Origin of the sequence: Hydrocarboniclastica marina (genome assembly GCF_004851605.1) — a bacterium.
In the GTDB taxonomy this organism is placed as follows: Bacteria; Pseudomonadota; Gammaproteobacteria; order Pseudomonadales; family Oleiphilaceae; genus Hydrocarboniclastica; species Hydrocarboniclastica marina.
In genome coordinates this window covers 474,898-499,516 of sequence record NZ_CP031093.1, presented here as the reverse complement: position 1 = coordinate 499,516, position 24,619 = coordinate 474,898, and the positions used below count along the sequence as shown (strand labels likewise).

Below are 24,619 nucleotides of genomic sequence, written 5' to 3'. Positions count from 1 at the left end.
CAACTGACCCGGGCCGGTACTGCAGTTACTCGTCTTCGTGTTCGGCCATTGACTCGGGATTCAATTTGTTGGCTGCCATTTCCCGCAGCGCTATCACCGTCGGCTTGTCGTTTTCCGGCGGCACCATCGGCTCACGCCCTTTGGTCGCCAGCTGACGGGCGCGCTTCGAAGCCACCATGACCAGCTCAAAACGATTTTCGACGTGTTCCAGGCAGTCTTCAACAGTTACCCGTGCCATACAGTTATTTCCCCAGAAACAATTTGAAAATACGGACAATCAACCGGTGGACCAGATCTGGAGCGGGCGTTTGTGTCGCGCCTGCGGATCGGTCACACCTTGAAAATCGTGGCGTTGTGATGGTGACGGCCTGTTCGCCGTCGAACCGCGAATTATAGCGCCAAAGGGTCCTACTGTATATGACATCCTGAGGCACTTCCGGTTCTCAACCCGGCGATAAAAGACCCCGGATAAGCTCCGGATGGCGCACTTGCTGGGACTCAGTGCGCGCCCGCTCGGCCCGGGCAATGGCCAGCAGATCGGCGAGCGCATCTTCAAAGTGATCGTTCAGGACCAGATAATCATACTCACCATGATGGCTGCACTCCGCGGTGGCCTCGCGCATCCGCCTGTCGATCACATCGGCATTGTCCTGCCCACGCCGTTCCAGCCGCAGCCGCAACTCGGCCAGCGACGGCGGGGCGATGAAAATACTGACGCAGTCCGGGCGCAGCCGGCGCACCTGTTGGGCGCCCTGCCAGTCGATCTCGAGGATCACATCCCGGTCCAGCGCCAGCTGCTCATTCACCCAAAGCTGGGAGGTGCCATAGTAATTGCCGAATACTTCGGCATGCTCCAGAAAGGCGCCCTGCCCGATCATTTCGACAAATACGTCCTGGGAGACAAAATGATAGTTCGTGCCATCCACCTCTCCCGGGCGACTCGCGCGGGTCGTGTGCGAGACCGAAACCCGCAGCCGGGGATCCCGTTCCAGCAGCGCCGCCACAAGGCTGGTCTTACCCGCGCCTGATGGCGCCGAGATCACGTAGAGAGTGCCGCAATGTGCAGTCATGCTGAAGTTCCTGATGCTAAGGCAACACCCCCTTGAATGAGGGTGAAACAAAAGAAGAGTATAGATGGCGCTGGCTGCGGTGTAAGACGTTCCGGGCAGTCAAACAGAGCCTGGCTGATCTCAGGCCCGGGAGTTTAGCACTTTCTGCGATTGAAACTTAGTGACGGGAAATCACGCCCGGGGGTTTTCAGCGGTTGCCGGATGCGCCACCGGTTTCGACCAGCCGAACGGCAACCCCGAGGGACCGTGGCTCCCCATGTCTCCCGCCGTGCGCGCCAAAGAGGCTGACCCACTGCCCTTTGTCGAGCATCAGCTTCGCTTTCCCGGAACTTGTGCTGGACCCGGCCGCATAGGAGCCAGAGTAACCGAAGTGGAACCTGCCTGGTTCGCCATCCACTGGCTTGAGCTCGAAGCCTATCGAAACCTCATCGGAAGCAATGAACCCAGCCTCCTCGGAAGACACGCCGACCTTCAACACACTCGACTCATCCATAAAGCTCGGCAGCACTTCAGAAGGCCCACTGCTCATACCGCTCGCGGGGCATTCGCAATAGCGAAACTCCAGCATCAAAGGTCTGTTTTTCAGGTAATCTTCCGGTGATTTCTGGTCTGCGAAGAGAACCCCCGAAGAGAGCGCGAGAAAGAAGCCCGGTAATAAAGTCGCGAGTTTCAGTGAGATCCCTGGCACGTGTAATCCTTGTATTGTTCTGCTGACTGTAAAAGCGCGTAAACCCATAATGATTGGCTGCTCCGACGCGCCCCAACATGATTTCTGAAAGCAACTATACCCCTTCGATGATGCGCGCCACCATGCGTCCGGCCAGCCCCACCAGAATCACACCGAAGATACGTTCAGCCCAGACGGCTTTCTGACGCAGCGTCTGGAGCCAGCGCGGGTTGGAGAACAACCAGGCAACGATTGTGTACCAACCGGCGTCGATAACCATGGCAGTCGCGGCATAGCCGAGTTTACCCGGCAGGCTGGTGTCGGCTCCCACTACCTGGCTGAACAATGCGAGGAAAAACACTGCGATTTTGGGGTTCAGCAGAACCACCAGAAAACCTTCCCGGGCTGGTTTCGTGGTGGTGGATAGTACCGGATGAAGTCCGTCGTCCTGAGGCTGTCGTTTTGCCAGTAACCCTTTAATTCCAAGCCATGCCAGGTATGCCGCGCCACTCCACTGGAGGAGGAGGAAAACATCGGGGGACGCGGTGATTACAGCGGCCAGCCCCAGAATACTGACGAAAGCGTAAATCCCCACCCCCAGCCCGTGGGCAGCCGCTGTGATCATGCCGGCTCTGCGGCCACCTGAGAGCGTCTGCTTCAGCACGATGGCGAGCGAGGGGCCGGGGGAAATGGCGCCGAGTACGCAGATAGTGACGACAGTCAGCCAGGTTGTCAGAGCCATTTACAAACCCGTGGGAAGTTAGAGCGGAGATGAGTAAATCAAGTGCCAGGCTTGAGCGCCTCGCTCAACGCTGACAGGCTGTCCGGCCCGGCGTCGAGTCGCAGGCACGAAGCCGCCTCACGCTCCCAGGGAGCAGATGACGCCAGGTGCAGGTGTACAGCAATCTCCGCTGTGAACTCGTCGGGAAGCAGCCCGGCCGGGATCCACATAAGCTGTGTATCGCCCAGGCTGTTCGGAACCGGGCTGCCACACACCGAGCAGAAATCACTGCGGTAGCCAGTCGACTTGCTGAACGACTTGACCCTGGCATGACCTGATGTCCAACGAAAATTCTCCCGGGACGCGAATGTTGCGGCATTGGCTGCTGCACCGGTTGCCTTGCGACACAGGGAGCAATGACACTGGTAGAGATTGGGCAGAGCGGCCAGGATCTCGAACTGAACTTCGCCGCACAGGCATTCACCTTTTATCATTTTTTCTCGCACCTCTACTACCGAACGCAGTCGGGACAATCTGGCGCCATGGTCATCAGCTCCAAAGGCGCCTCAGTCAAACCGGCCGTTCAGATCTTCTCAAGCTCTTCCTGCAAAAGCCGCTTCGACATCAGGTCAAGCTTCGGGTGTTTTGCACGAGCACCGTTGGCGCTACCCGCGGGATGAATCATTGGCAGCACAATAGCGTCTTTCCACTGGAACCTGCGGCCGACCAGATCGGAGACGCGCAGCGTCTTGGGGATTTTTTTCTGAAACTGGGCCATACAGTAGCCCGGCTCTTCGCGCTCCCGTATCGAAGCAAAGCTCTCCCAGGCCAGACTGCCGAGGATGACGATAAGTCTGGGCTTCAGCAACGCCAACTGGCTAACCAGAAACGGAGCGCAGTTCTTCACTTCTGATGCGCTCGGCCTCCTGTCTGTACTTGAGTTCGCTTGCCGGCCAGGAAAGCACTTTGCCACCGAGGTCTGGTAGACCTTGCGGTCGAAGTCGGCAAGTCCGCAGGACTCAAAAAGTGCCCGTAGCGATTTGCCTGCAGCACCCTGGAAAGGCGCATTTTCCCGGTATTCTGTTATACCGGGCGCCTGGCCAATCACCACCACCGGATATTCCGCAGCACCCCAGAAGATCGGGCGAGGCTCGACGCCGTATTCCGCCAGTTTGTGCTCGCACCGTCGGCAGCTGCGAATAGCGACGGACAACTCGTCCAGCGTCATAAAAAGTTTCCGGTTCAGGTCAGAATTTATCCGCGTTAACCAGGTTGTCAGTCCGTGCCTTCAGCGGCAGGAGCCGTGCGGGACCGCTCACGGATGACGTCCTCTTTTCGCGCCCTTTCATAGGCTTCGTAGGGCTGACTTGTCCGCTCAATACACTCTTCGTAGCGCGGTGGCGGAACCTCATTGCAGGCCAGACGGTTGTTCAGCTGGATATTGTCGTAGACAGCTTTGCTGCTGCATCCGCCCAGCAAAACGAGCACGACCAAAACCATTTGCCTGCACATGTCCGTCCCCTCATGGCCAGGTCCGTCCGCTATGACGGGGCCGCCCCCTATAACCAAGTCCAATCTCGCGTAATTGGCCCCAGTCTCCAGCGGTAACAGCTGATCATTGTCACTCTCGCGAATCGCTGGAGGCAATATGCAAGATTTTCCCGCGAGGTCGGCCGGGGCATCAGAAGCTTCACGGGGCTGTAATCCCGGCCGCCGATACTGACGTTTCGGTTTTTAGGCGGTATACATTCACTTAAGAAGGAGCTTGTGATGAATCTACGAACACTGATCGTGTCTTTCCTGTGCTGCGGAGCCTTGCTTGCCAGCAGCGCTTCGGCTCATGCCTGGTATGACTTCGGCGCAGACCGGACCTCACCGGGGCTGATCAAGCTGAAAGAGAAACTGAAAGCACTGAAGCAAGACATCCGTCACAACCGTAACGCCGTACATCTTGGACCCCGGCCCTTCTGGCTCGTGGAAGACATGGATGAGGGTCCGCTAAAAGAAGAGCTGCTGTCCTGCCGTGCTGACCGCGTCAAGCGGACGGATTTCTCCATTGGCCATCGGGGCGCCCCGCTCCAGTTCCCGGAGCACACAATGGAATCCTACGTGGCCGCGGCCCAGATGGGCGCCGGCATCGTTGAGTGTGATGTCGCCTTCACCAGCGATCGCGAACTGGTCTGCCGCCATGCCCAGAACGACCTGCACACAACCACAAACATTGTCACCGTGCCGGAACTGAACGCCAAGTGCACCCAGCCATTCGTGCCCGCCGACCCCGCCAGCGGCACACCAGCCCGTGCCGAATGTCGCACCAGCGACATCACCCTTGCCGAGTTCAAGTCCCTCGAAGGCAAGATGGACGCTTTCAACCCCATGGCTACAACGCCTGAGGAATACCTGGGTGGCACTGCCGACTGGCGGACGGATCTTTACGCCAGTCGCGGCACCCTGATGACCCACAAGGAGAGCATCGAGCTGTTCCAGGCCCTGGGCGTGAAGTTCACCCCGGAACTGAAGACACCGGTGGTGGATATGCCTTGGCAGGGCGAGTACTCACAGGAAGATTATGCGCGCCAGATGATCCAGGACTATGTTGAAGCCGGCGTGAACCCGAAGCACGTATGGCCGCAGTCTTTCCAGCTGGAAGATGTACTCTTCTGGATCAACCAGATGCCTGAGTTCGGCCGGCAGGCGGTGTTCCTGGACGAATCACCCCTAACGCCGGAGACAAGCTCGCTCGCCTACATGGAAAGCGTTAAGGCGCAGGGGGTGAATGTGCTGGCGCCTGCGCTCTGGAAAATGCTGACACTGGACGCCCATGACCAGATCGTTCCTTCCGACTACGCCCGCAACGCCCGCGCCGCTGGGCTGGACCTGATTGCCTGGACGGTCGAACGCAGCGGTCCCCTGGCCAGCGGCGGTGGCTGGTATCACCAAACCATTAGTGATGCCATCGACAACGACGGTGATGTCTTTACCGTGATCGACGTGCTGGCGCGGGAGGTGGGCGTTATTGGGGTTTTCTCGGACTGGCCCGCAACCACGACTTACTACTCCAACTGTATGGGGCTCAAGTAACCGCCTGGCTGAGCCGCTCGGTTAAGCTGTCTGGTTGAGCTGTCGGTGGCCGTACCCGGATGCGTTGCGGGTTGCGTGCCGACGATGGGCGCGAGCTGTCAGTCCTGACTGTCTTCGACCGACGCAAACCAGTCCGCATACGGCGTATTCTTGACCAGATGCCGGTTGAAGTCCTTGGCACCGTCGGTCCACCAGACGGGCCCACGTTCCCCTAGCGCGACTTTAGCCTTGTTAACGGCCGCCCTTGCGGCGGCCAGCCGGTCCTCGTCATTGGCTTGACTGGCGAACTTGACCTCCCGCCGGGCGTTCATAAGCTCATCCACAAGCCGTGCCCGCACCTCCGGTGAGAGGTTCGGGTTAGCTGCGCGCCACAGACGGCCACGGACGACGATATACCGTTGGTCGGGAGTAATAACCTGCATCTAACTGCCCCGGTCTGATGGATTGCGGGGGTTGGCTCCGCTGGAGCGGCACTACACTAGCGATCTGAGCTGACCCGACCGGGCCGGGCCGTCGAGCCGAGCTTCGCGCATCAATGGAACATCCTCTACCATGGGCAATTCTCCAGAAGAATCTGAACCAAGGAGCGACCCCGTGTCAGCCAGTCCGCGACCCTTCCGACTCTACGGCGTCCCGCATTCCCTGTACACCGGCATCGCCCGCAGTTATCTGCGCACCCAGGGAATCCCCTACGTCGAGATCACGTCTTCCGATCCTGACTTTGCGAAGCGCATCATGCCCGTCATCCAGCGGGCGATAATCCCGGTTTTGGAAACCCCGGACGGTGAGATCATCCAGGACAGCCTCGATATCATCGATCATTTTGAGAAACAGGGCGTGTCTTACTCTGCCTATCCGCAGGGCGCCCTGCAGCGCGTTCTTGCGATCATCGTGCAGTACTACGGTTGCCAGACCCTGTTGCCCCACGCCATGCATTATCGCTGGAGCTACCGGGACCAGCAGGAAACCTTTCTGCGGGATGCATTCGCTTCCGGTTCGGGGGCTGATATGGCTGAGAAGATCATGGGACGGATGAATTCTTATCTGCCCCAACTGGGTGTGACAGAGCAGTCTATTCCTGCGATTGAGGAATCGTTCGAAGCCCTGCTGGATCTGCTCAACGTTCACTTTGCCGAGCACCCTTACCTGTTTGGCGGGCGCCCATCCATTGGCGACTTCGGGCTGATAGGCCCCATGTTCGCCCACCTGGGGCGCGACCCGGTACCTGCGGGTCTCATGAAGACGCGAGCGCCAAAGGTCTTCCGCTGGGTTGAGCGCATGACCGCGCCTGGCCTGGATACCCCTGAGTTTCCCGGCTATGCCCCGGATTTTCTGCCAGATGATCAGATTCCAGAAACCCTGGAGCCACTGTTCGGGCACATCGCGAGCGAGATCTTTCCCATGCTCACTGACAAGCTGGCCCTGCTGGACGCGCTCGTAGCAGAGCATGATCCGCAGGATGGGCAGCCGGTTGCACCGAAGCCTCACCAGCGCTACGTCGGCATGGTCGAAACACACTTTCGCGGTACACCGGTTCAGGTCGGGGTTCAGCCGTACATGCTCTATATCCTGCGACGCGCAGATCAGGTACTAGCTGGCTGTAACGAAGAAGAGCGGGCCAGGGTTAACGCTGCCCTATCTGATCGGGGACTGGCCAATGCGTTGCCGGGGGAGCGGGGCTATAGCGTCGATCGCCGTAACCAGATTGAGGTCTGGTCCCGTCCGGGCTGAGCCATGTAGGGTTCGACTGTCCTGCTACTTGGGCTTCGACCGCCCTGCTACGAGCCGCCCGCCTGGTCATGCTCGATCTGGGTCATGCTCGATCTGGGTCAGGCAGAGTTGTTCCATGGCCACGGCCCAGCCTTTAATTCGGGCGTCATCCAGCCTGACGAGCAGTGCGTAGCGACGACCGCCCCAGACCGCCAGATGCAGGGCTTCCACAGTCTGCCCGGCAACCGGCGCCAAGTCTTTACAGGCCTCGAACACGCGGTGCCACATGCCCAGCAGTTCGTCATACGCACGCTGCTGGAGCCCGGAGTCTGCGACACGGGGCTCCAGGTCCAACATTTCCGGGTGGAACCACGCCGGTGAGTCCTGACCACAGAGCAGTTGTATCAGGCGCCGGATACGTGTCCGCCAGGGCATATCTCCCGGCGCAACTACCTGCTCGTCCACGCGGGCAATCATTTGCTCGATGCAGTGGCGTACATAGCCCGAGTGCAGTGCTTCTTTACTGGGAAAATAATCATACAGCGTGCCGACAGCAATGCCGGTTTCCAGGGCAACCTTGCGGGTTGTCATGCCCTCCCAGCCATCGCGCTGCCAAATCCGAACATAGGCGTCGAAAATGGCCTGGACCGTGAACCTTGCCCGTGCCTGCCTCGGCCGCTTGAGCGGCCTGGCGCGGGGGTCAAGGGAGGACGTTGGCTTGCGCATGGTGTATCCGAACCCGGTCTGTATGGCCTCGCGGTAGAATCGTACAGCAAGAATACTGACGATGAATCGCGTAGAGGATTAGGCCGATGACTGAACTGAAACGATTGTATACCGACCGGACCGACCTGGGCGTCACTAACCCTGTGACCCAACCCATACCGGCGCTTGAAACGGGCCAGGTGCTCATGAAAATAGCGCGGCTCGCGCTGACGGCTAACAATATCACCTACGCAGCCTTTGGCGACACGCCGCATCTTCGCTACTGGGACTTCTTTCCGACCGGTGACAAAGGCTGGGGCCAGATGCCGGCTTGGGGGTTTGCCGAGGTGGTTACTTCAACCGTCGAAGGTGTCGAGGTAGGCGAGCGCTATTACGGCTTCTGGCCCCTGGCCACGCATCTGGTCATGACGCCGGTGCGGGTCTCCGAGCGCGGGTTCTATGACGGCACACCCCATCGTCTGGGGTTGGTCTCAGCCTATAACCAGTATCAGCGTGTCACGACCGACGCGGCCTACCGCCCTGAAAACGAAGACTACCAGATGCTGGTCCGCCCCCTGTTCATAACCTCGTTCATGCTGGCGGACTTTCTCGAGGACAACGCCTTTTTCGGCGCGCGCCGTATTATTTTCTCCAGTGCTTCCAGCAAAACCGCCTACGGCACGGCGTTCTGCCTCGATAACCAGAAAGGGTTGGATATCGTCGGGCTGACATCCAGCGGCAACCGGGCCTTCGTCGATAGCCTGGGCTGCTATAGCCGGGCACTGGATTACGCCGACCTTGAAACACTTGATGCCGCCGTCCCGACGCTCTATGTCGACTTTTCCGGCATCGCCGAGGTGCGCGCGCGGATTCATCACCATTTTATGAATACCCTGATGCACGACTGCTTCGCGGGCTCCGCGAACAGTCAGGAACACATCAGCAGCCAAGACCAGAACCTGCCGGGGCCGGAGCCAAAGACCTACTTCGCGCCCAACCAGATCAAGAAGCGCAACACGGACTGGGGTCCGGCGGAGGTTACCCGGCGTTTCAATGAGGCCCAACTTGCCTTCATCCAGCGCATCAGCGATCCCCGGAAACCCTGGATGACGGTTGAGGCACACCGTGGGCTCGAGTCCGCGCAACCGCTGATTCGGGACCTCGTGAGCGGCCGGGTCGATCCTCAGGTTGGCCATGTGATCGTTATGGAGTAACGACCGCCGCTCTCTGAGCGAGCCAGGTGAATAGAGCAACCTGGCCAGGGATCCTGCATTAGCTGGAAACTTGAGTTCAGGTAAGGTGGTCAGAGGGGCGACTACCCTGTCGCTGTTTTGCTGAACCACACCTGGAGTGCCAAACTTGAGCCGTTCTGATTCTGAGCTGGATGTCATCATCGTGGGTGCCGGAATGGCCGGTCTCCAGTCAGCCCTGAAGCTGAAACAGGCCGGCAAGCGGGTGCTGGTGCTTGAAGCCCGGGATCGGGTCGGCGGCCGCGCCATGCCCGGCGAAATCTGTGGCCAGACCATCGACCTGGGCGGCCAGTGGGTGGGTCCGCAGCAGACGCTGCTGCATGCCCAGGCGCGGGAACAGGGCGTACGAACCTATCCTCAGCACACCCGGGGCGCCAGCGTGCTGTCGTTCAACGGCAAGGTCAGCCGCTACACATCAGATATTCCCAGGTTGTCGCTGCTCTCGCTGCTGGAGCTGGGCCTGCTCGAACGCCGTTGGCAGAAGGAAATGGCAAGCCTGCCCACGACCGGTGAGCCCTGGGCTGCGGCGAAAGCGGAGGAATGGGATGCCCACACCCTCGAAAGCTGGATCCTGGGCCACGTTCGGACCGCGGAGGCACGGGAGTTCGCCCGGGTCGTCACACGCGCGGTTCTCTGTACCGAACCTCGTCAGGTTTCCTACCTCTACTTTCTGGAATATCTCCGCCAGGGCCGGGGCCTTAAGGCGCTAACGGGGGCCGAGGGTGGTGCCCAGCAGGACAAGTTCGTCGGCGGCGCATGGCAGATTTCCAAACGCATGGCTGACCGACTCGAGGATAGCGTGAAGCTGAACGCGCCTGTGCTGGCAGTGGAGCAGGATGACCAGACCGTCACAGTGGTCACGGAGACAGCACGCTACAGCGCCCGTCGCCTGATCATGGCCGTACCGCCAATACTGGCATCCAAAATAGTCTTCAACCAGCCGCTACCCTCGAAGCGCAATGCGTTGCACGAGCGCATGCCCATGGGCTCTGTGATAAAGATTCACGTCGCCTACAAACACGCCTTCTGGCGCCAGCGGGGCTTCAACGGGTCCGTGGTCAGCAACGACCGCCATTTCAATGTCGTATTCGACCAGACGCCCGATGACGAGCGCCTGGGCATACTGGTCGGTTTTATCGACGGCGACCAGGCTATCGCCATGAGCGCCATGACCGAAGAATCCCGGTACCAGCAGGTCATTGCTGATCTGGTGCATTACTTCGGCCAGGAAGCAGCAAATCCGATCGGCTATGTGGAACAGGACTGGACCAGAGAACAATGGAGCCGAGGCTGCTACGTAGCCCACATGCCGCCGGGTGTTATGACGTCGTTCGGCGACATCATCCGGCAGCCCTGCGGTCGCATACATTGGGCGGGTACGGAAACAGCAACTGAATGGATGGGGTATTTTGACGGGGCGTTGCAGTCGGGGATCAGGGCAGCAAGCGAAGTTGTGGCGGCGGCGCTATAGGCTCGGTTCTTTACTGTCTACGGCAGCTGAATAACACAAAACAAAAAGCGGGACATAAGCCCCGCTTTTCAACTCAGCGTGTAATGCCGGTCAATATCCTGCGATGTCAGCCAGCTTTGCGACGCGAAAACGCCAACCCAACCAGCCCAAGGCCAAGCAGAGCCAGCGACCCTGGCTCTGGCACATCTACTGCTACTGTTTCGCTCACCCGGTAAGCCAGCGACTCGTTGCAGTAATCCATGCAGCCGCCAGGGAAATCAAGATCTACAAGGCTCCACTCGCCGTTGAGCCCCTGGTTCCAATCAATGTGCGCGTAGCTATTGCTAAACCAGGGTGTGGCCACCGCAACATCAAGCTGTGGCTCCGCGCCTAGAACATTTGCCACGTAGGCGCCTGATGCCTCGTCGAAGTTATTGCCCGTGGCGTAGTCGACGTTGGCACCAACGAACGCGAAATCAAGGCCACTCAATCCGCCGATTTCGTTATAGATGTCCAGTGTCATACCCGACCAGCCGAACTGGGACTGAAAGGAGTAATCCAGCGAACCTGCCGACTGGCTCACCGGCGAAACCCAGGCGATATCATAACCGCCGCGGGTGATATAAGCGCTTTCAGGCACTTCAGTCATTATGATTGCGTTAGCCTGTGCGCTGACCAACCCGAGAACTACTGCAGCAAGAGTTTGCGCTTTCATTATTAATACAACCTTTATGGTTTTGATTGGACATGCATTTATTGCTTTATCGATATTTTTTTAGCAATAAGCAAGCCAGAACCATAGGGAGCTGTTTTAAAATGAAATTATTTTAACGCTCCAGACATGCTGTCAAATTAGTTGACGCACTAACTGTGGCGGAAGGGGGTGCACACCTATACCGGACCGGAAATACTCGACATCAGCGCAACCGGGCAAACGGGCAAACGGTGCTCAGAAAACAAACCGCTGCAGAGTCGGGGCTAGTGAGGGTCACCCGCACCCGTTTGCCAGGACGGGCGCGCTAACTCATTCTGCCTGCCCGTGCCGCGTGCAGTTTCTTGTAGCTTTCGATCAGACGCAGGTGTTTATCGAGGCCTTCCAGCTGCATGTTGGTTGGGGTGAGGCCCGGGAACCTTACGCTGCCATCGACATAGCCCAGCACAGTCTGCAGGGTTTCCTCGCCAAACATGCGCCGGAGGTTGAACAGGAAGTCGTCCAGCTCCAGCTCGTCGTCCAGCACAATTTCCAGCACCGCGTTCACCGCCTGGTAGAACAGGTTGCGCTCGACGGTGTTGTCGTTGAACTGCATGAACGCACCGACCGTATCCAGCGCCTCCTCATGCTGCTGCAGCGCCAGATAGATCATCAGTTTCAGTTCCAGGATGGTGAGCTGGCCCCAGACGGTGTTTTCGTCAAATTCGACACCGATCAGGTTGATGACCTTCATGTAGTTGTCGAGCTGGCTTTCTTCCAGACGCTCCACCAGGTCGGCCAGCTGGTCGTCATCGAGCCGGTGCAGGTTAAGGATGTCCTCCCGGTAGTCCAGGGCCATGTTGGTGTTATCCCAGACCAGGTCCTCCACCGGGTAGACTTCGGAATAGCCGGGCACCAGTATGCGGCAGACGGGCGCACCCAGGTCCTCATGAATGGCCATGTAGGCCTCTTTACCCATGTCCCTGAGGATGCCGAACAGGCTGTCGGCTTCTTCCTGGTTCGTCCCCGAGAAGTCCCACTCGCAGAACGCGTAGTCCGCCTTTGAGCTGAAGAAGCGCCAGGAGACCACGCCCGACGAGTCGATGAAGTGCTCCACATAGTTGTTGGGCTCGGTCACGGCCAGACTGTTGAACGTCGGCGGGGGCACGTCGTTCAGGCCTTCAAAACTGCGGCCCTGCATCAGCTCGGTCAGACTGCGTTCCAGGGCTACCTCGAAGCTGGGGTGGGCGCCGAAGGAGGCGAATACGCCGCCGGTTTTCAGGTTCATCAGCGTCACGCACGCAACCGGGTACTTCCCGCCCAGCGACGCATCCTTCACCAGTATGGGAAAGCCCTGCTTCTCGAGCGCCTGCACGCCTTCCAGAATATTCGGGTACTTCTCCAGGACCGACAGGGGCACATCCGGCAACACCACTTCTGCTTCAATAATCTGTTTCTTCACAGCGCGTTCGAAGATTTCCGACAGGCACTGTACCTGGGCTTCGGGCAGGGTATTGCCGGCGCTCATGCCGTTGCTGAGGAACAGGTTCTCGATCAGGTTCGAGGGAAAGTACACCACCTCGCCGTCGGACTGGCGCACGAAGGGCAAGGCGCAGACGCCCCGGTCTACCCTGCCGGAGTTGGCGTCGATCAGGTTGGAGCCGCCCAGCTCGTCTTCCGGGTTGTAGATGGCCAGGCAGTGGGCATCCAGAATGCCCTCGGGCAGTTCATCGTCCGGCCCGGGCTGGAACCACTTTTCGTCGGGATAGTGGACGAACGCGCGGTGGGCGACGTCTTCGCCGAAATACTGATCGTTGTAGAAGAAGTTACAGCTCAACCGCTCGATAAATTCACCCAGGGCCGAACAGAGGGCGCTTTCCTTGGTTGAGCCTTTGCCGTTTGTGAAGCACATGGGCGACGCGGCATCGCGGATATGCAGCGACCAGACGTGGGGCACAATATTGCGCCAGGAGGCGATCTCGATTTTCATGCCCAGTTCGGCGAGGATGCCAGTCATGTTGGCGATGGTCTGCTCAAGGGGCAGGTCCTTGCCTTCGATGAAGGTACGACTGCCTTCGGGCGTCGTCATCAGCAGGGCCTGGGCGTCTTCGTCCAGGCTGTCCACGGCTTCGATATCGAAAGTCGGGCCAGTCTGGACGACCTTCTTGACGGTGCAGCGGTCAATGGAGCGCAGAATCCCTTTACGGTCTTTCTCGGACAGGTCTTCCGGCAACTCAACCTGGATCTTGAAAATCTGGTTGTAGCGGTTCTCCGGATCAACGATGTTGTTCTGGGACAGACGGATGTTGTGAGTGGGAATATCCCGCGCCAGGCAGTAAACCCGCACAAAATAGGCCGCGCACAGCGCCGAAGACGCCAGGAAATAATCGAAGGGGCTGGGGGCGGACCCATCGCCCTTGTAGCGGATCGGCTGGTCCGTAATTACGGAGAAGTCGTCAAACTTCGCTTCAAGTCTGAGGTTATCGAGAAAGTTGACGTTGATTTCCATTGCAGTGCTACCGGATCTGGAGAATTTGGCGGGCGCTATTTGTGCGCCATTATCCAGATTTAGAGCCGGCTCGTCTCAATAGAAAAAACGAAAACGGGCTATTTCCCGCCGGTATTGAGCATTCCGCTCTGCACGAGCGGCAGGTTCACCAGATCGCAATCAGGGCGCCGGAGCCTAGCACCAGAGACCCGCCAACTTCAGCCACAATCAGAACGATCATGAAGGCATGAATCACCCACGCCGGCAGCGTAGAACGTCCCAACCGGTGCGGTTTGCGGAACTGGTTACCGGTGTCTCGCAGAACGCCGTGGACAATGTAGGTACCTATGGCCAGGGCAAAGAAGCCCAGCGCCGACGCGGCGGCGACCGAATTGAGCCAGTCCGGGTAGGCGCTATAGCCCGCAAACCAACCCAGTAAAAGCGCCGCAAAGCTGTACATGAGCGAGCTTCGATGAGCGATATCGACGTACCGGGGCGCAACCGCGTTCTCACTGCGCGCCATGCAGCGGTATTTCCAGATGCCGGTCAGCAGGCCCGTCATGAAGAAAACAAAGGCCGCTGTCAGACACAGTTTTTCCGCAAGACTCACGGCTGCTGCCCCCCAATGAAGACATACTGCATGCACATAGCTATCAATCCTGAGTAATGGGCAGGTCGAGTGGTGCCGCGCCTCTGGACCCGGCGCGGCTCTTTTCGAACGACAGCTCTCAAGGGCAAAAAGCTCCCGTGGGCTCATCAAACAACGCCCTGCTCGCGATTCTACCCGCTAACACCCCTGTTTGGAGACAGTTGTTCAGGTGATCTGATTCAGCATCGACGTTTTCGCCGCAGCAGAGCCTTGCTCATGCACGACATAAATCGCAGGCGTGGCAGCTTCCGCCCATAAAAAAAGGCCAGGCTCGCGCCTGACCTAAAAAACGCCCGTGATAGATGCCGGGCGAAACCTTATGGCCAGCTCAGTCGCTGACCGGATCCGATTTCATCGACCGTTGCATCCGATGGCGCAGGATGGGCCCGATGATATAGGGCAGCAACAGCCCAACGCCGGCTACGACCCATAGGCCCAGGGCCAATGGCGATGACCAGAGCGTTGACCATTCGCCGTCCGACAAAACAAGGGCATGGCCCAGGTTTTTCTCCATCTCTGGCCCCAGCAACATGCCCAGGATGATGGGCACCAGCGGAATCTCCAGCTTGCGCAGGAAGTAACCGGCCACGCCAAAGGCAACCATGAAATAGAGATCGAAGGCACTGTGGCTGATGGAGTAGATACCAACGAACGCGACCATGGTGACGATGGGCAGCAGGTACATCGGCGGTACCGACAACAGCTTTACAAAGAAACCGATCAGCGGAATATTCAGCACCAGCAGCAGTACGTTTCCGATCAGCAGCGCGGCAATAACACCCCAGACGATGTCAGCGTTCTGGGTGAACATCAGCGGGCCCGGCGTGATATTCAGCGAGATCAGCATGGCCAGCAGTACCGCAGTGGTTCCGCTACCGGGGACGCCCAGGGTCAGCATAGGCACCAGCGCCCCCGAAGAGGCACCGTTATTGCCGGCTTCCGGCGCAGCCACACCACGAATATCGCCTTCACCGAAGCGCCCCTTCTTGCCCAGGATGCGCTTTTCCAGGGTGTAGCTGATGAAGCTTCCCAGGGATGCCCCGGCCCCGGGCAGCACACCGGCAATAAAGCCCAGAATCCCGCCACGGAACATGGTCGGCACGGCCGCCAACAGTTCTTTAGGCCGGAGTTTCAACTTGCCGACCTTGATCATCTCGCGGCCGGCACCGGCCCGCTGCTCGATGAAGAACAGCAGCTCGGATATGGCGAACAGCCCGACGATGGCCAGGATGAAATCGATGCCTTCAAAGAGTTCCAGCACGCCGAAGGTATAGCGCTGGGTCCCCGTAGAGATGTCGATTCCCACGGTTGCGATCATGATGCCAAGGGCAGCGGCGACGACGGTTTTCATGGGGTTCTTGCCCGTGATCCCACCGAGCGTGGCAAACGCCAGCACGAACAGTGCGAAGTATTCCGCCGGCCCGAAAGTCAGCGCAAACCGAGCCAGCACCGGCGCCAGCAGGATCAGGCCGATGGTGCCGATCAGACCGCCGGCAAACGAGGCCAGCGCGGAAACCGCCAGGGCCTCGGCGGCCCGGCCCTGCTGGGCCATGGGATAGCCGTCCAGGCAGGTCATCATCGCCGGTTCATCACCGGGTATGTTCAGCAGAATTGAGGAGATCCGGCCGCCATACATGGCACCGGCGTAGACCGACGTCAGCAGGATCATGGCGGTTTCGGGCGGCAACCCCAGGGTAAACGCCAGGGGAATCAGGATCGCAACGCCATTGGCGGGACCAAGGCCCGGCAGCGCGCCGATCAAGGTGCCGATAAAAGCACCGAACAGGGCAAACATCAGGTTCTGCGGAGCCAGGGCCACGGCAAAACCATCCATGAGGAACTGGAGGGTTTCCATTACTCAATCTCCAGCAGACCGGCAGGCAAAGCCAACGACAAACCGTAGTTGAATGTCACAAACACCACGACCGCGCTGATCAGGCCGACCAGCAGAGCCATCTGCGGCCGGGCGCCCATGCGCCAGCAGAGAGCCCCAACCGCGCCCGTTGTTGCGATAGCGAAGCCCAGGCTCTCCATCAGCAGTGCGTACAGCACCAGGATGCCGACCGCCAGTAGTAGCTCCCCCGCGGTGCGTCCCCAAGGCCAGTCCGTGTCCGGGTCCGGTTTGACGATCAGGTAGAGACTGGAAACCGCCAGTACCACCGCCAGGATGGTAGGGAACGTCTCCGGTCCGACTGCCTCTGCCCCGCCAAAGGGCTCAGGCCACTGCTGCGCAGCCCAGCCGTACGCGACCGCCAGCACCAACAGACCGATACCGAGTATTCTGTCGCCGAGGCAGGTCATTTCAGCAGCCCTATCTCACGTGAAATCGCCTCGATTTCCTCCACCTGCTGACTGACGAACGCATCGAACTTTCCTGCAGGCGGATGAAAGGGAATGAGCCCGTTGCGGGTCATGACCTTCTTCCACTGTTCGCTGGCGTAGAGCGTATCGATCGCATCGGTCCAATACTGCTTGGCTTCATCGGACGCGCCCTTGGGCATATAGAAACCGCGCCAGTTGGGCCCGACCGAGTCGATGCCCTGCTCAACCGCTGTGGGGATGTGCTCAAACTTGCCGGGCAGGCGCTCGTCCGCTAGCACCGCGAGCACCCGTAGATCCCCGGATTCCATAAACCCGGTTGCCTCGGAGATGTCGCCGGTAAAAGCGTCAACCTGACCGCCGACCACCTGGGTCAGGGCCTCGCCACCGTTGTTGTAGGAGAGATAGGGCACGGATGGCAGCTCGTCTGCGCCGGCGGCGTCAGCGGTAATGAGCACCTTGAGATGGTCCCAGCCGCCGCGGGCACTGCCGCCGGCAAACTTCACTGAGCGCGGGTCGGCTTTGACCGCATCCATCAGGTCATTGAGGGTTTTGTATTTCGAGTTCTTGCCCACGGCAATGATGCCGTAGTCGGCACCCAGGGCGCCCACCCACTCGACCATGTCCGCGGTCATACCCGGAAACTGGCGCTGGGCCAGGCGAGTGGTTGTGGCCGTAGACGCCGCAACCAGCACTTTACTGTCGTCGCGGCGCTTGCTGACGGTATGGGCAAAGGCCACGCCACCGCCGGCTCCCGCCATGTTGATGGTCTGGACGGTGCCCGGCACCAGCTCCAGTTCCTGCATTACGTTGCCGGCACTGCGACAGGTGAAGTCCCAGCCGCCGCCCGGATCAGACGGGGCGATACACTCTACTTTTCCGGAAGGCTGCCAGGCCAGGGCAGAAAGGCTGAACGTGGCAAGGGCCACGACGGACAGGCATCGTTTGATAAGCATCGTTGTCACCTCTGGATTGTTTTTGTAACAGCCTGTGGTGAGGTCACTCGCCAGGCATGGCCGCATGTAGCGGCATAATCAGAGGCTAAAGATTGATCAGCTACGACAGAAGCTTGTGGCCGTATTGCCTTTAAAGGCCTTTACGGGCTTTTTGTTCATATAGTTCACGGCAATGAACCGCCGGGTGCAGTACGCTGCGAACACAAACATAACAACCTTATTGGATCTGATGCCCTACCGTGCTGCGTAAACTGAAACTCAAAACCCGAATGATCCTGGCGCTGGGTCTGGTCGGGGCCCTGCAGACCGGCCTGATCGGTGGCTTTGCCGGGTACTACCTGAGCGAATCGCTCTACGATGAGATCGGCCAGCGCGCGCTGATGGTCGCCAAGACCGTGGCAACCGTGCCGGACGTGATAGAGGGGGTTCAGGATCGCGACAGCGACGCGTTGATGGCTTTGAGCGGACGCCTCGCGGCCACCAATGAGGCGCTCTTTATCGTCATCGGTGATCAGAACGGCATGCGGCTGGCGCACCCCGACCCCGCCCGTATCGGCCGTTCCATGGCGGAAGATGATGACGACAAGGGTTTGATTGCCCTGGTGGAAGGTCGGGGCTATGTGGCTGTAGCAAAAGGCAGCCTGGGGCTTTCCATGCGGGGCAAGGCGCCTATTATCGTACCCGGCACCGGTGAGATCATCGGCATTGTTTCGGTGGGCTATTCGCTGGATCAGGTACTGGGCACAATCCAACGCTACAATCTCGTGCTCTATACCGTAGTCGGCCTGATGCTGCTGGCCAGCGTTTTCGCGGCCATCATTATCTCCGCGCGCTTCAAGCGCGCTATCTTTGGCCTGGAGCCCGAGCAGATCGCTACCCTGTTCCAGGAGCGGGATGCCACCCTGCAATCTGTCCGGGAAGGCATCATTGCCATCAACCGCGACGGGATCATCACCACTTTCAACCGCACCGCTACAGAAACACTCGGGCTCTCACCGGACACGGCCCTTTCCGGACAGCACATTTCCGAAATTCTGCCGGAGAATAATCTATTGGCAACGCTGGCCAGTGGCGAACCCGCCTTTGACCAGGAAGTCTGGCTGCGGGGCCGCCAGATGATCGTCAACCGGCTGCCCGTGCGCCAGAGCGGAGAAATTACCGGCGTCGTCGCCAGTTTCCGACTGCGCGACGAACTCGACCAGGTCAGCCGCAAGCTCACCCGCATACAGCAGTACGCGGACACATTGCGCAGCCAGACCCATGAATACTCGAACAAGCTGCACACCATCGCCGGATTGATCCAGATAGGCGCCCATGACCGCGCATTGGCGCTTATCGGCAGTGAAGCGAGCGACCATCAGGCACTTATCCATCTGCTCCTGGAAGCGGTACCCGACCCGGTGCTGGCCGGGTGTCTGCTAGGCAAGTACAACCGGGCCCGCGAAATGGGCCTTCGCCTCGAAATCGACCCCGACAGCCAGATGACTGATCTGCCTGATACCCTCCCACGGGACCAGCTGGTCAGCGTGCTGGGCAATCTGATTGACAACGCCCTGGAGGCCACGCGCCAGGAGAAAGGGGAAGGCGGCCGGGTCAGCCTGAGCATGACAGACCTGGGCCGTGACCTGATCTTCGAAGTAGAAGACCAGGGCCCGGGGGTCCCGCCGGAGCAGTCCGAGCTTATATTCCAGCGGGGTGTCAGCAGCAAGGCCGGCGGCGACCACGGCATCGGCCTCTACCTGGTCAAACGCTTTGTCGATCGTTGGGGTGGGTCGGTGACGATTGAGTCGCTGCAGGGCGGCGGCAGCCGGTTTACACTTTACCTGGCCAAGCAGGCCAGCCAGACGCCGGAGGCACCTTGACCGCACTGCGAGTGATAATTGTTGAGGACGACCGTCAGATTGCCGAGATACAGCGCCGCTTCCTCGAGCGCCTCGACAACCTGGAACTGGTCGGAATCGCCCATACCCTGGCGGATGCGCGGGAGCAGATTGGCATCCTGGCGCCGGACCTGATTCTGTTGGACGTGTACTTTCCGGATGGCAACGGCCTCGACCTCCTGCGGGAGCTGCGCGCCGCCAATAGCGCCAGCGACGTTATCCTGATCACGGCCGCCAAAGAAGTAGAAACCCTGCGCAGTGCGTTGCGGGGCGGCGTTTTCGATTACATCCTCAAACCGCTGGTTTTCGAACGCCTGGCCGAAGCGCTTGAACGCTACAGACAGCACCTCAACGCCCTGGCTGGCATTGAGCGAGTCGCCCAGAGAGAAGTGGATGCCCTGTTACCCAGAGGCCAGCCAGAACCTGCTTTGGAAGCCTCATCACGGTTACCCAAAGGGATCGACGCCCTGACACTCGACAAGATCCGGTCCGTCATGCAGAGCGAAGCCGACTGGAGCGCGGAAGCCGTTGGTACCGAGATTGGCGCCTCACGTACAACCGCCCGTCGCTACCTGGAACACCTGGTCAGTGCCGGAGAAATTACCGCAGAGGTCAGCTATGGCAGCGTCGGTCGGCCCGAGCGTCGCTATCGGCGGCTCGAATAGACACTCAGTGCCGTAACCGTGACCAGAATAAGCCCCATGCCGACAAGCTGGATGCCGACAAGCGCCTGATTCAAAGCCACAAAGCCGAACAGCGAAGCGGTCACCGGCTCGACCATCGCCACAATGGAGGCCACAGCTGGCGCGGTATGGTTCAGACCGATGATATAGAGAACGAACGAAATACCCCCGCCAAGCACGCCAAGCACTGCGAACAGCGGCCACTCCGGCGCACTCAACACTGACAGAATCTGGCTGGCGTCAACCAGCCAGACAAGCACCGCGCACAGTGTCGCGAACGCTACCCCGAGAATCGCCTGGGGGCTGCCGTATCGAGCTGCATACTTGAAACCAAAAATGAATACCGCGTAGGACAGGCCAGCCAGCAGCCCTGCGCCTACACCAAGGGGGGTCACAGCACCGGCGCCTATATCGTAGATGCGCGTCAGCAGCACGACCCCAACCATCACCATAACAATCGCGGCCCACTTCACGGGGGTGGCGCGTTCCAGCCTGAACAGGAATGACACCAGGTAAACGAATACCGGGGCGCAGTACATTAAGGTTGCCGCAACCGCGACACTGCCCTCCGCCATGCTCATAAAGTAGAACGAGAAGTTGCCGGCGACACCGAGGCCGGCCAGCACCGACCAGAACCACAGGCGGCGGTTTGACAGGCCACTGTTGCCCGGGCGCAACGCCAGCCAGATCAATACGAACAGCAGCCCGATGCCACCGCGGTAAAAGGCCACCACAAAAGCGCCCCAACCATCAGCCATCAGAACCGCCCCAATGCCGCCCGACACGCCCCAGCAAAGCGCGGCCAACGCCACCAGTACCGAACCTCCGGGCCAACCACGGCCGGCGGACTGCTGTGCCACGCTCACTTGCCTGCTCCGAAAGCGCTTCGGGTCCGCGCACCCTTGACCGTTCCCGACCCCACGGCTGTCAAATCCACCGGCGCACCCCAGCTCGATACCTTGTGTATTGATCACCAAACTTCTCTTGCATAAAGCGCTCTTCGGGATCGATCTGGAAGCGATTCATGTACAGCACGAACATAGGAAGACCCGCCAAAGCCAGGGCGTTGCCCAGGAACAGGCCCCACGCACACAAGACCAGCAGGAACCCCAGGTACATGGGATTTCGGCTGTACCTGTAGATGCCACTGACCACCAGACTCGCCGACTGGTCGGGTACCCTTGGGTCCACGGTCGTGCCGGCGGCTCTGAAGCGCAGCACGCCAAGGATTGCAATCCAGAAGCCAGCCGCTGCGATGCCGCTTGACCACCAGGTTGCACCGGGGACCGCAAAAGACAGGTCTGAGAAAATTTCAGACGTAACCCACATACCGGCGGCGATTATGCCAACCAGTGCAACGGGTGGCACTTTAAGGTCGAGCGCGCTCACTCTATTTTTCCTCCATCACTCATCTGCCAGTACATGACAAGCAGGCCGTTGTGCAGAGGCCTGTCGTTCTGCCGCGAATAGCTTGTTGCGAATCCCTTGTTGAGAACACCTTGCTGAGAAACCTTGTTGAGAACGCCTTGTTGAAAACACTTTGCTGAGTAAACCTTGTCAGAGACCTGTTGCTGAAGGCGGGCCAACCTATGCTCACAAGCGCCAGACGATCTCATTGCGTAAACGCTCGACCTGCTTCACGTCAGGCCCAGCGACTGCCGCGTAAACAAACGTATCGCTACCGTTGGGTATGCACTTTACCGCAGCCCGGTTAGCCAGAAGTGTGCCGTAAACGTAATTGCCATTCTTGACTACGCCAATAAAAGACAGCGACTTCAGGACCTCAACGCCTTTGCGTGCGCAGGCCTCCGGAGACTGTGTCAGCATTTTCTGACCCGACCACAGGTGGGGCGGTTTTCCGAAGATGGCATTGGGCGACGGGTCTGGCGTGCGCGAGGCGCATCCTGTGAGCAATATGAGAATCAGCACCAGTAAAAATTTCATCGAACGTCCTTAATTCTCGCGACCGCAGCTAACCTGGGCCGCATTATGATCACCTGTCCCGGTCTGGCGCCAGTCGCAATGGGTGAGCCGTTTTAATGATTCTGTTCCGCTTTCGACCTGAGCCGCCGGGAGTACTTTTTAACCGCCAGCTCAAAGGACTCGTCCAGTAACGGCAATAAAGCCCGGAAGGTGATCGTGTCAGGATTGAGGATACAGACCCAGCACATCCATGCGTAGACCGGGTGCGGCAGGAGCGTATTCAGTCGGGTGAAGTCGTGACCTGTGTCTACCGTTTTACCGGCGCGAGGTCTGGCGGGTTTCTTGCCGAGGGCTTTTTCGAATGATGGCTGGCTTACGCCAAAATTGAACCGGAACACCCCGTCGCGATGGAGCATCGACCCTTTGTCGTTGTTGCCATCCTTATCTTTGAGTGTCGCAAAGTACACGCCTCGTGGAAGCAGCCCGTCGGGGTTATAGAACAGCGACTGCTCGCCCCAGGCTTCTACCAGAGCCAACCCCGGATATCGCTTGAGCACGCACGCCGACACATCTTCCTGCCGCATTTTGGTTTCCAGCATCAGAACGCCAACCTTCTGAATCAATTGTCGCCCTACGCCTTAGCTATTCATTAGCAAGGCTACACTAAACCGGTTGGCGGCTTTGCTCCGCGGGCCCTCTTGAAGCCAATATCAGCCTGAGGATCTAACTGAGAATGGCTCTGTGTTCTCTTCGACCAACCAGTACTGGTGTCCGGATTCGTTCGACATGACCATGACAGGCGGACCTGCTAAGAACTCTCGGTAGGGAACCACGAACCGACGCCGCTCATCGGGCTCTCCATATAGCCGGACAACCACCGAGTTCACATCGCACTCGTCATCGCCGTCCCCGCGTCTGGTTCCGCCCTTCCTGATGTATACCTGGGTGACGTCATCCAGCTCGATGGGATAGCGTCTTAGCGGCGTGTTGCCACCAATGGAGTTCTTCGGATTTCGGACATCGGGCCCGGATATGGCCTGACCTTCCCAGACGTTGCCGAACGCGTAGGTCGTCTCGGAATTAGCTTCAAAGTCATCAAAATTCTCAGACGCCAGCGAGAACTCTCGCCCGCCGCCGGTCCCAACCACACCAATATAAATATGGTCGTCAGTGCCCTGCAGGCCAATCTCCAGATCGACCACTATTCCTTTAATAACAGACATGAACATCTTCCCTGTTTGCTGTTGTTATTCTACAGGCCCACCGGCTCATCAGGCGGCCCGACCCAGAAAAACGGATTATGAGCAATCTCCCAGAGGTAACCGTCAGGGTCAGAAAAATAGCCCGCGTAGCCGCCCCAATCCGTCTTTCGGGCCGCTTTGGTGGTACGCGCGCCCGCCGCCGCTGCCTGGGCCATGATCTGGTCTACTTCGTGCTCAGAACTCACATTATGCGCCAGACTGAAGCCTGCGAAACCGCTTGAAGCGCCGTCTACGCCTGCATCCTTTGCCAGATCATCACGACCGTACAAGCCCAGCCATGTGCCGTTCAAAGTGAAAAACGCCACTTCGGGGGGAGAATCCATGCGCGGGAGGCCAAGCCCTGCTTCGTAGAAGGCGATGGAACGCTGCAGGTCTGTCACGCCCAGCGTGATCATGCTGACTCTGGGTTTCATGGTTTCGTCCTAGGTCCGGTTTCGCGCTGGATGGATTAGCGCCGCTTCAGCCCATCAGCAGTGACCGGATCGCCTCGCGTGCGCGGTGCAGGCGACTTTTCGCTGCCGCTTTGGTTACGCCGAGCTGCCCGGCAATTTCCGCCATTGTCCAGCCGTGAAAGTCGCGCAGCAGGATCATCTCCCGGTGATGGTCGGGTAGCGCTTCGAGGGCGCGCGCCAGCTCCACGGTCAGTTCATCATTGGAGAAACGCCCCAGCCAGTTTTCCAGTTGCTCTTCTTCAAACGGATCAAAACTGAGGGCCTTGCGGCCCAGGCGCCGGCATTCCCGCTGCACGGTCTTGAACAACCAACTGGAGAACGCCGCCAGAACACGGAGAGACTCGAGACGGCGGGCGACGATCAGCAATACCTCCTGCACGGCGTCATCAATATCCGTGATCTTGCACTGACGCTGCGCGTAGCGGCGGACATCCGGCTGGCACAATTGAAGTAACTGCGCCAGGGATGCCTGATCGCCGCCGTGCGCGGCCTCAAGCAGGGGTAGGTCAGTCTCTGCGATCCTCATTCCGGACTCCTCGGTCAGTCAGTGGACGGTAGCACGAGGATCGAGTTCAGGCGGGCGACAACCGCACAGTTTGCAGCCCAACTTTGTCGGGACTGCACTCAATCCAGGCGGTACCGCCCCGCTTCCCATAGCGTTA

General features: G+C 59.2%; 28 protein-coding genes. 6 read left to right on the top strand and 22 right to left on the bottom strand.

What is annotated here, in order from left to right; all coding sequences use genetic code 11:
- Positions 1-25: 25 nt before the first annotated feature.
- The 7 genes from rpoZ to soil367_RS02250 form a co-directional block, all read right to left on the bottom strand.
- Entirely contained in the window at positions 26-238 is a 213-nt protein-coding gene (gene rpoZ, locus soil367_RS02280; RefSeq protein WP_136546509.1) for a DNA-directed RNA polymerase subunit omega, read from the bottom strand.
- 205 nt (positions 239-443) lie between these two features.
- A complete protein-coding gene (gmk, locus tag soil367_RS02275) occupies positions 444-1,070 on the bottom strand; it encodes a guanylate kinase (RefSeq protein ID WP_136546507.1) in 627 nt (208 codons plus the stop codon).
- 187 nt (positions 1,071-1,257) lie between these two features.
- Complete coding sequence (locus soil367_RS02270) at positions 1,258-1,758, bottom strand: hypothetical protein (RefSeq protein ID WP_136546505.1); 501 nt, start codon at positions 1,756-1,758, stop codon at positions 1,258-1,260.
- Positions 1,759-1,852: 94 nt separating this feature from the next.
- Positions 1,853-2,479: a LysE family translocator gene (locus soil367_RS02265; protein WP_136546503.1), complete on the bottom strand. Its 627-nt coding sequence runs from the start codon at positions 2,477-2,479 to the stop codon at positions 1,853-1,855.
- A gap of 38 nt (positions 2,480-2,517) precedes the next feature.
- Complete coding sequence (locus soil367_RS02260; protein WP_216642760.1) at positions 2,518-2,952, bottom strand: GFA family protein; 435 nt, start codon at positions 2,950-2,952, stop codon at positions 2,518-2,520.
- Between the two features lie 89 nt (positions 2,953-3,041).
- On the bottom strand, positions 3,042-3,686 hold the full coding sequence (locus soil367_RS02255) for a uracil-DNA glycosylase (protein ID WP_136546501.1): 645 nt from the start codon (positions 3,684-3,686) through the stop codon (positions 3,042-3,044).
- Positions 3,687-3,733: 47 nt separating this feature from the next.
- The gene (locus soil367_RS02250; RefSeq protein WP_136546499.1) at positions 3,734-3,970 is read right to left on the bottom strand and encodes a hypothetical protein; all 237 of its coding nucleotides are present in this window, start codon (positions 3,968-3,970) and stop codon (positions 3,734-3,736) included.
- A gap of 258 nt (positions 3,971-4,228) precedes the next feature.
- Between soil367_RS02250 and soil367_RS02245 the strand changes: the two genes are divergently transcribed.
- On the top strand, positions 4,229-5,539 hold the full coding sequence (locus tag soil367_RS02245) for a glycerophosphodiester phosphodiesterase family protein (protein WP_136546497.1): 1,311 nt from the start codon (positions 4,229-4,231) through the stop codon (positions 5,537-5,539).
- A 98-nt stretch (positions 5,540-5,637) separates the two neighbouring features.
- On the opposite strand, the gene soil367_RS02240 is transcribed toward soil367_RS02245, so the two are convergent.
- Entirely contained in the window at positions 5,638-5,961 is a 324-nt protein-coding gene (locus tag soil367_RS02240) for a hypothetical protein (protein ID WP_136546495.1), read from the bottom strand.
- 172 nt (positions 5,962-6,133) lie between these two features.
- Between soil367_RS02240 and soil367_RS02235 the strand changes: the two genes are divergently transcribed.
- Positions 6,134-7,270, top strand: a complete 1,137-nt coding sequence (locus soil367_RS02235; RefSeq protein ID WP_246065477.1) for a glutathione S-transferase family protein — start codon at positions 6,134-6,136, stop codon at positions 7,268-7,270.
- A 66-nt stretch (positions 7,271-7,336) separates the two neighbouring features.
- On the opposite strand, the gene soil367_RS02230 is transcribed toward soil367_RS02235, so the two are convergent.
- Complete coding sequence (locus tag soil367_RS02230; RefSeq protein ID WP_136546491.1) at positions 7,337-7,975, bottom strand: TetR/AcrR family transcriptional regulator; 639 nt, start codon at positions 7,973-7,975, stop codon at positions 7,337-7,339.
- Between the two features lie 86 nt (positions 7,976-8,061).
- Between soil367_RS02230 and soil367_RS02225 the strand changes: the two genes are divergently transcribed.
- Both soil367_RS02225 and soil367_RS02220 read left to right on the top strand, forming a co-directional pair.
- Positions 8,062-9,168: a DUF2855 family protein gene (locus soil367_RS02225; RefSeq protein WP_136546489.1), complete on the top strand. Its 1,107-nt coding sequence runs from the start codon at positions 8,062-8,064 to the stop codon at positions 9,166-9,168.
- A 145-nt stretch (positions 9,169-9,313) separates the two neighbouring features.
- The gene (locus soil367_RS02220) at positions 9,314-10,675 is read left to right on the top strand and encodes a flavin monoamine oxidase family protein (protein WP_216642759.1); all 1,362 of its coding nucleotides are present in this window, start codon (positions 9,314-9,316) and stop codon (positions 10,673-10,675) included.
- A gap of 106 nt (positions 10,676-10,781) precedes the next feature.
- On the opposite strand, the gene soil367_RS18890 is transcribed toward soil367_RS02220, so the two are convergent.
- The 6 genes from soil367_RS18890 to soil367_RS02190 all read right to left on the bottom strand — a co-directional run bounded on the left by soil367_RS18890 (position 10,782) and on the right by soil367_RS02190 (position 17,757).
- On the bottom strand, positions 10,782-11,369 hold the full coding sequence (locus tag soil367_RS18890) for a PEP-CTERM sorting domain-containing protein (protein ID WP_216642758.1): 588 nt from the start codon (positions 11,367-11,369) through the stop codon (positions 10,782-10,784).
- A gap of 304 nt (positions 11,370-11,673) precedes the next feature.
- A complete protein-coding gene (locus soil367_RS02210; protein ID WP_136546487.1) occupies positions 11,674-13,854 on the bottom strand; it encodes an OsmC domain/YcaO domain-containing protein in 2,181 nt (726 codons plus the stop codon).
- Positions 13,855-13,999: 145 nt separating this feature from the next.
- Positions 14,000-14,479 (bottom strand): hypothetical protein, encoded by a 480-nt coding sequence (locus tag soil367_RS02205; protein WP_246065474.1) that lies wholly within the window; start codon positions 14,477-14,479, stop codon positions 14,000-14,002.
- Between the two features lie 331 nt (positions 14,480-14,810).
- Positions 14,811-16,337 (bottom strand): tripartite tricarboxylate transporter permease, encoded by a 1,527-nt coding sequence (locus soil367_RS02200; RefSeq protein WP_136546485.1) that lies wholly within the window; start codon positions 16,335-16,337, stop codon positions 14,811-14,813.
- Complete coding sequence (locus soil367_RS02195) at positions 16,337-16,783, bottom strand: tripartite tricarboxylate transporter TctB family protein (RefSeq protein ID WP_136546483.1); 447 nt, start codon at positions 16,781-16,783, stop codon at positions 16,337-16,339. The genes soil367_RS02200 and soil367_RS02195 overlap by 1 nt, the downstream gene beginning before the upstream one ends.
- Positions 16,780-17,757 (bottom strand): Bug family tripartite tricarboxylate transporter substrate binding protein, encoded by a 978-nt coding sequence (locus soil367_RS02190; RefSeq protein ID WP_136546480.1) that lies wholly within the window; start codon positions 17,755-17,757, stop codon positions 16,780-16,782. Before soil367_RS02190 ends, soil367_RS02195 begins: the two co-directional genes overlap by 4 nt.
- Positions 17,758-17,996: 239 nt before the next feature.
- On the opposite strand from soil367_RS02190, the gene soil367_RS02185 reads away from it, so the two are divergent.
- Together soil367_RS02185 and soil367_RS02180 are read left to right on the top strand one after the other, a co-directional pair.
- The gene (locus tag soil367_RS02185) at positions 17,997-19,619 is read left to right on the top strand and encodes an ATP-binding protein (RefSeq protein WP_246065473.1); all 1,623 of its coding nucleotides are present in this window, start codon (positions 17,997-17,999) and stop codon (positions 19,617-19,619) included.
- Positions 19,616-20,302, top strand: coding sequence for a response regulator (locus soil367_RS02180; protein ID WP_136546479.1), 687 nt, complete (start codon positions 19,616-19,618; stop codon positions 20,300-20,302). The genes soil367_RS02185 and soil367_RS02180 overlap by 4 nt, the downstream gene beginning before the upstream one ends.
- On the opposite strand, the gene soil367_RS02175 is transcribed toward soil367_RS02180, so the two are convergent.
- The 7 genes from soil367_RS02175 to soil367_RS02145 all read right to left on the bottom strand — a co-directional run bounded on the left by soil367_RS02175 (position 20,284) and on the right by soil367_RS02145 (position 24,483).
- Positions 20,284-21,180: a DMT family transporter gene (locus soil367_RS02175; RefSeq protein ID WP_246065471.1), complete on the bottom strand. Its 897-nt coding sequence runs from the start codon at positions 21,178-21,180 to the stop codon at positions 20,284-20,286. The two genes, soil367_RS02180 and soil367_RS02175, sit on opposite strands and share 19 nt — an antisense overlap.
- Positions 21,181-21,247: 67 nt before the next feature.
- Entirely contained in the window at positions 21,248-21,709 is a 462-nt protein-coding gene (locus tag soil367_RS02170; protein WP_136546477.1) for a methyltransferase family protein, read from the bottom strand.
- 204 nt (positions 21,710-21,913) lie between these two features.
- The gene (locus tag soil367_RS02165) at positions 21,914-22,264 is read right to left on the bottom strand and encodes a hypothetical protein (protein ID WP_136546475.1); all 351 of its coding nucleotides are present in this window, start codon (positions 22,262-22,264) and stop codon (positions 21,914-21,916) included.
- 92 nt (positions 22,265-22,356) lie between these two features.
- Positions 22,357-22,842 carry a DUF6194 family protein gene (locus soil367_RS02160; RefSeq protein ID WP_216642757.1) on the bottom strand — a complete coding sequence of 162 codons (486 nt, stop codon included), beginning with the start codon at positions 22,840-22,842 and terminating at the stop codon, positions 22,357-22,359.
- 111 nt (positions 22,843-22,953) lie between these two features.
- On the bottom strand, positions 22,954-23,466 hold the full coding sequence (locus soil367_RS02155; protein ID WP_136546473.1) for a hypothetical protein: 513 nt from the start codon (positions 23,464-23,466) through the stop codon (positions 22,954-22,956).
- Between the two features lie 29 nt (positions 23,467-23,495).
- Positions 23,496-23,918 (bottom strand): VOC family protein, encoded by a 423-nt coding sequence (locus tag soil367_RS02150; protein WP_136546471.1) that lies wholly within the window; start codon positions 23,916-23,918, stop codon positions 23,496-23,498.
- Between the two features lie 46 nt (positions 23,919-23,964).
- Entirely contained in the window at positions 23,965-24,483 is a 519-nt protein-coding gene (locus tag soil367_RS02145; protein ID WP_136546469.1) for an RNA polymerase sigma factor, read from the bottom strand.
- Between the last annotated feature and the right edge of the window lie 136 nt (positions 24,484-24,619).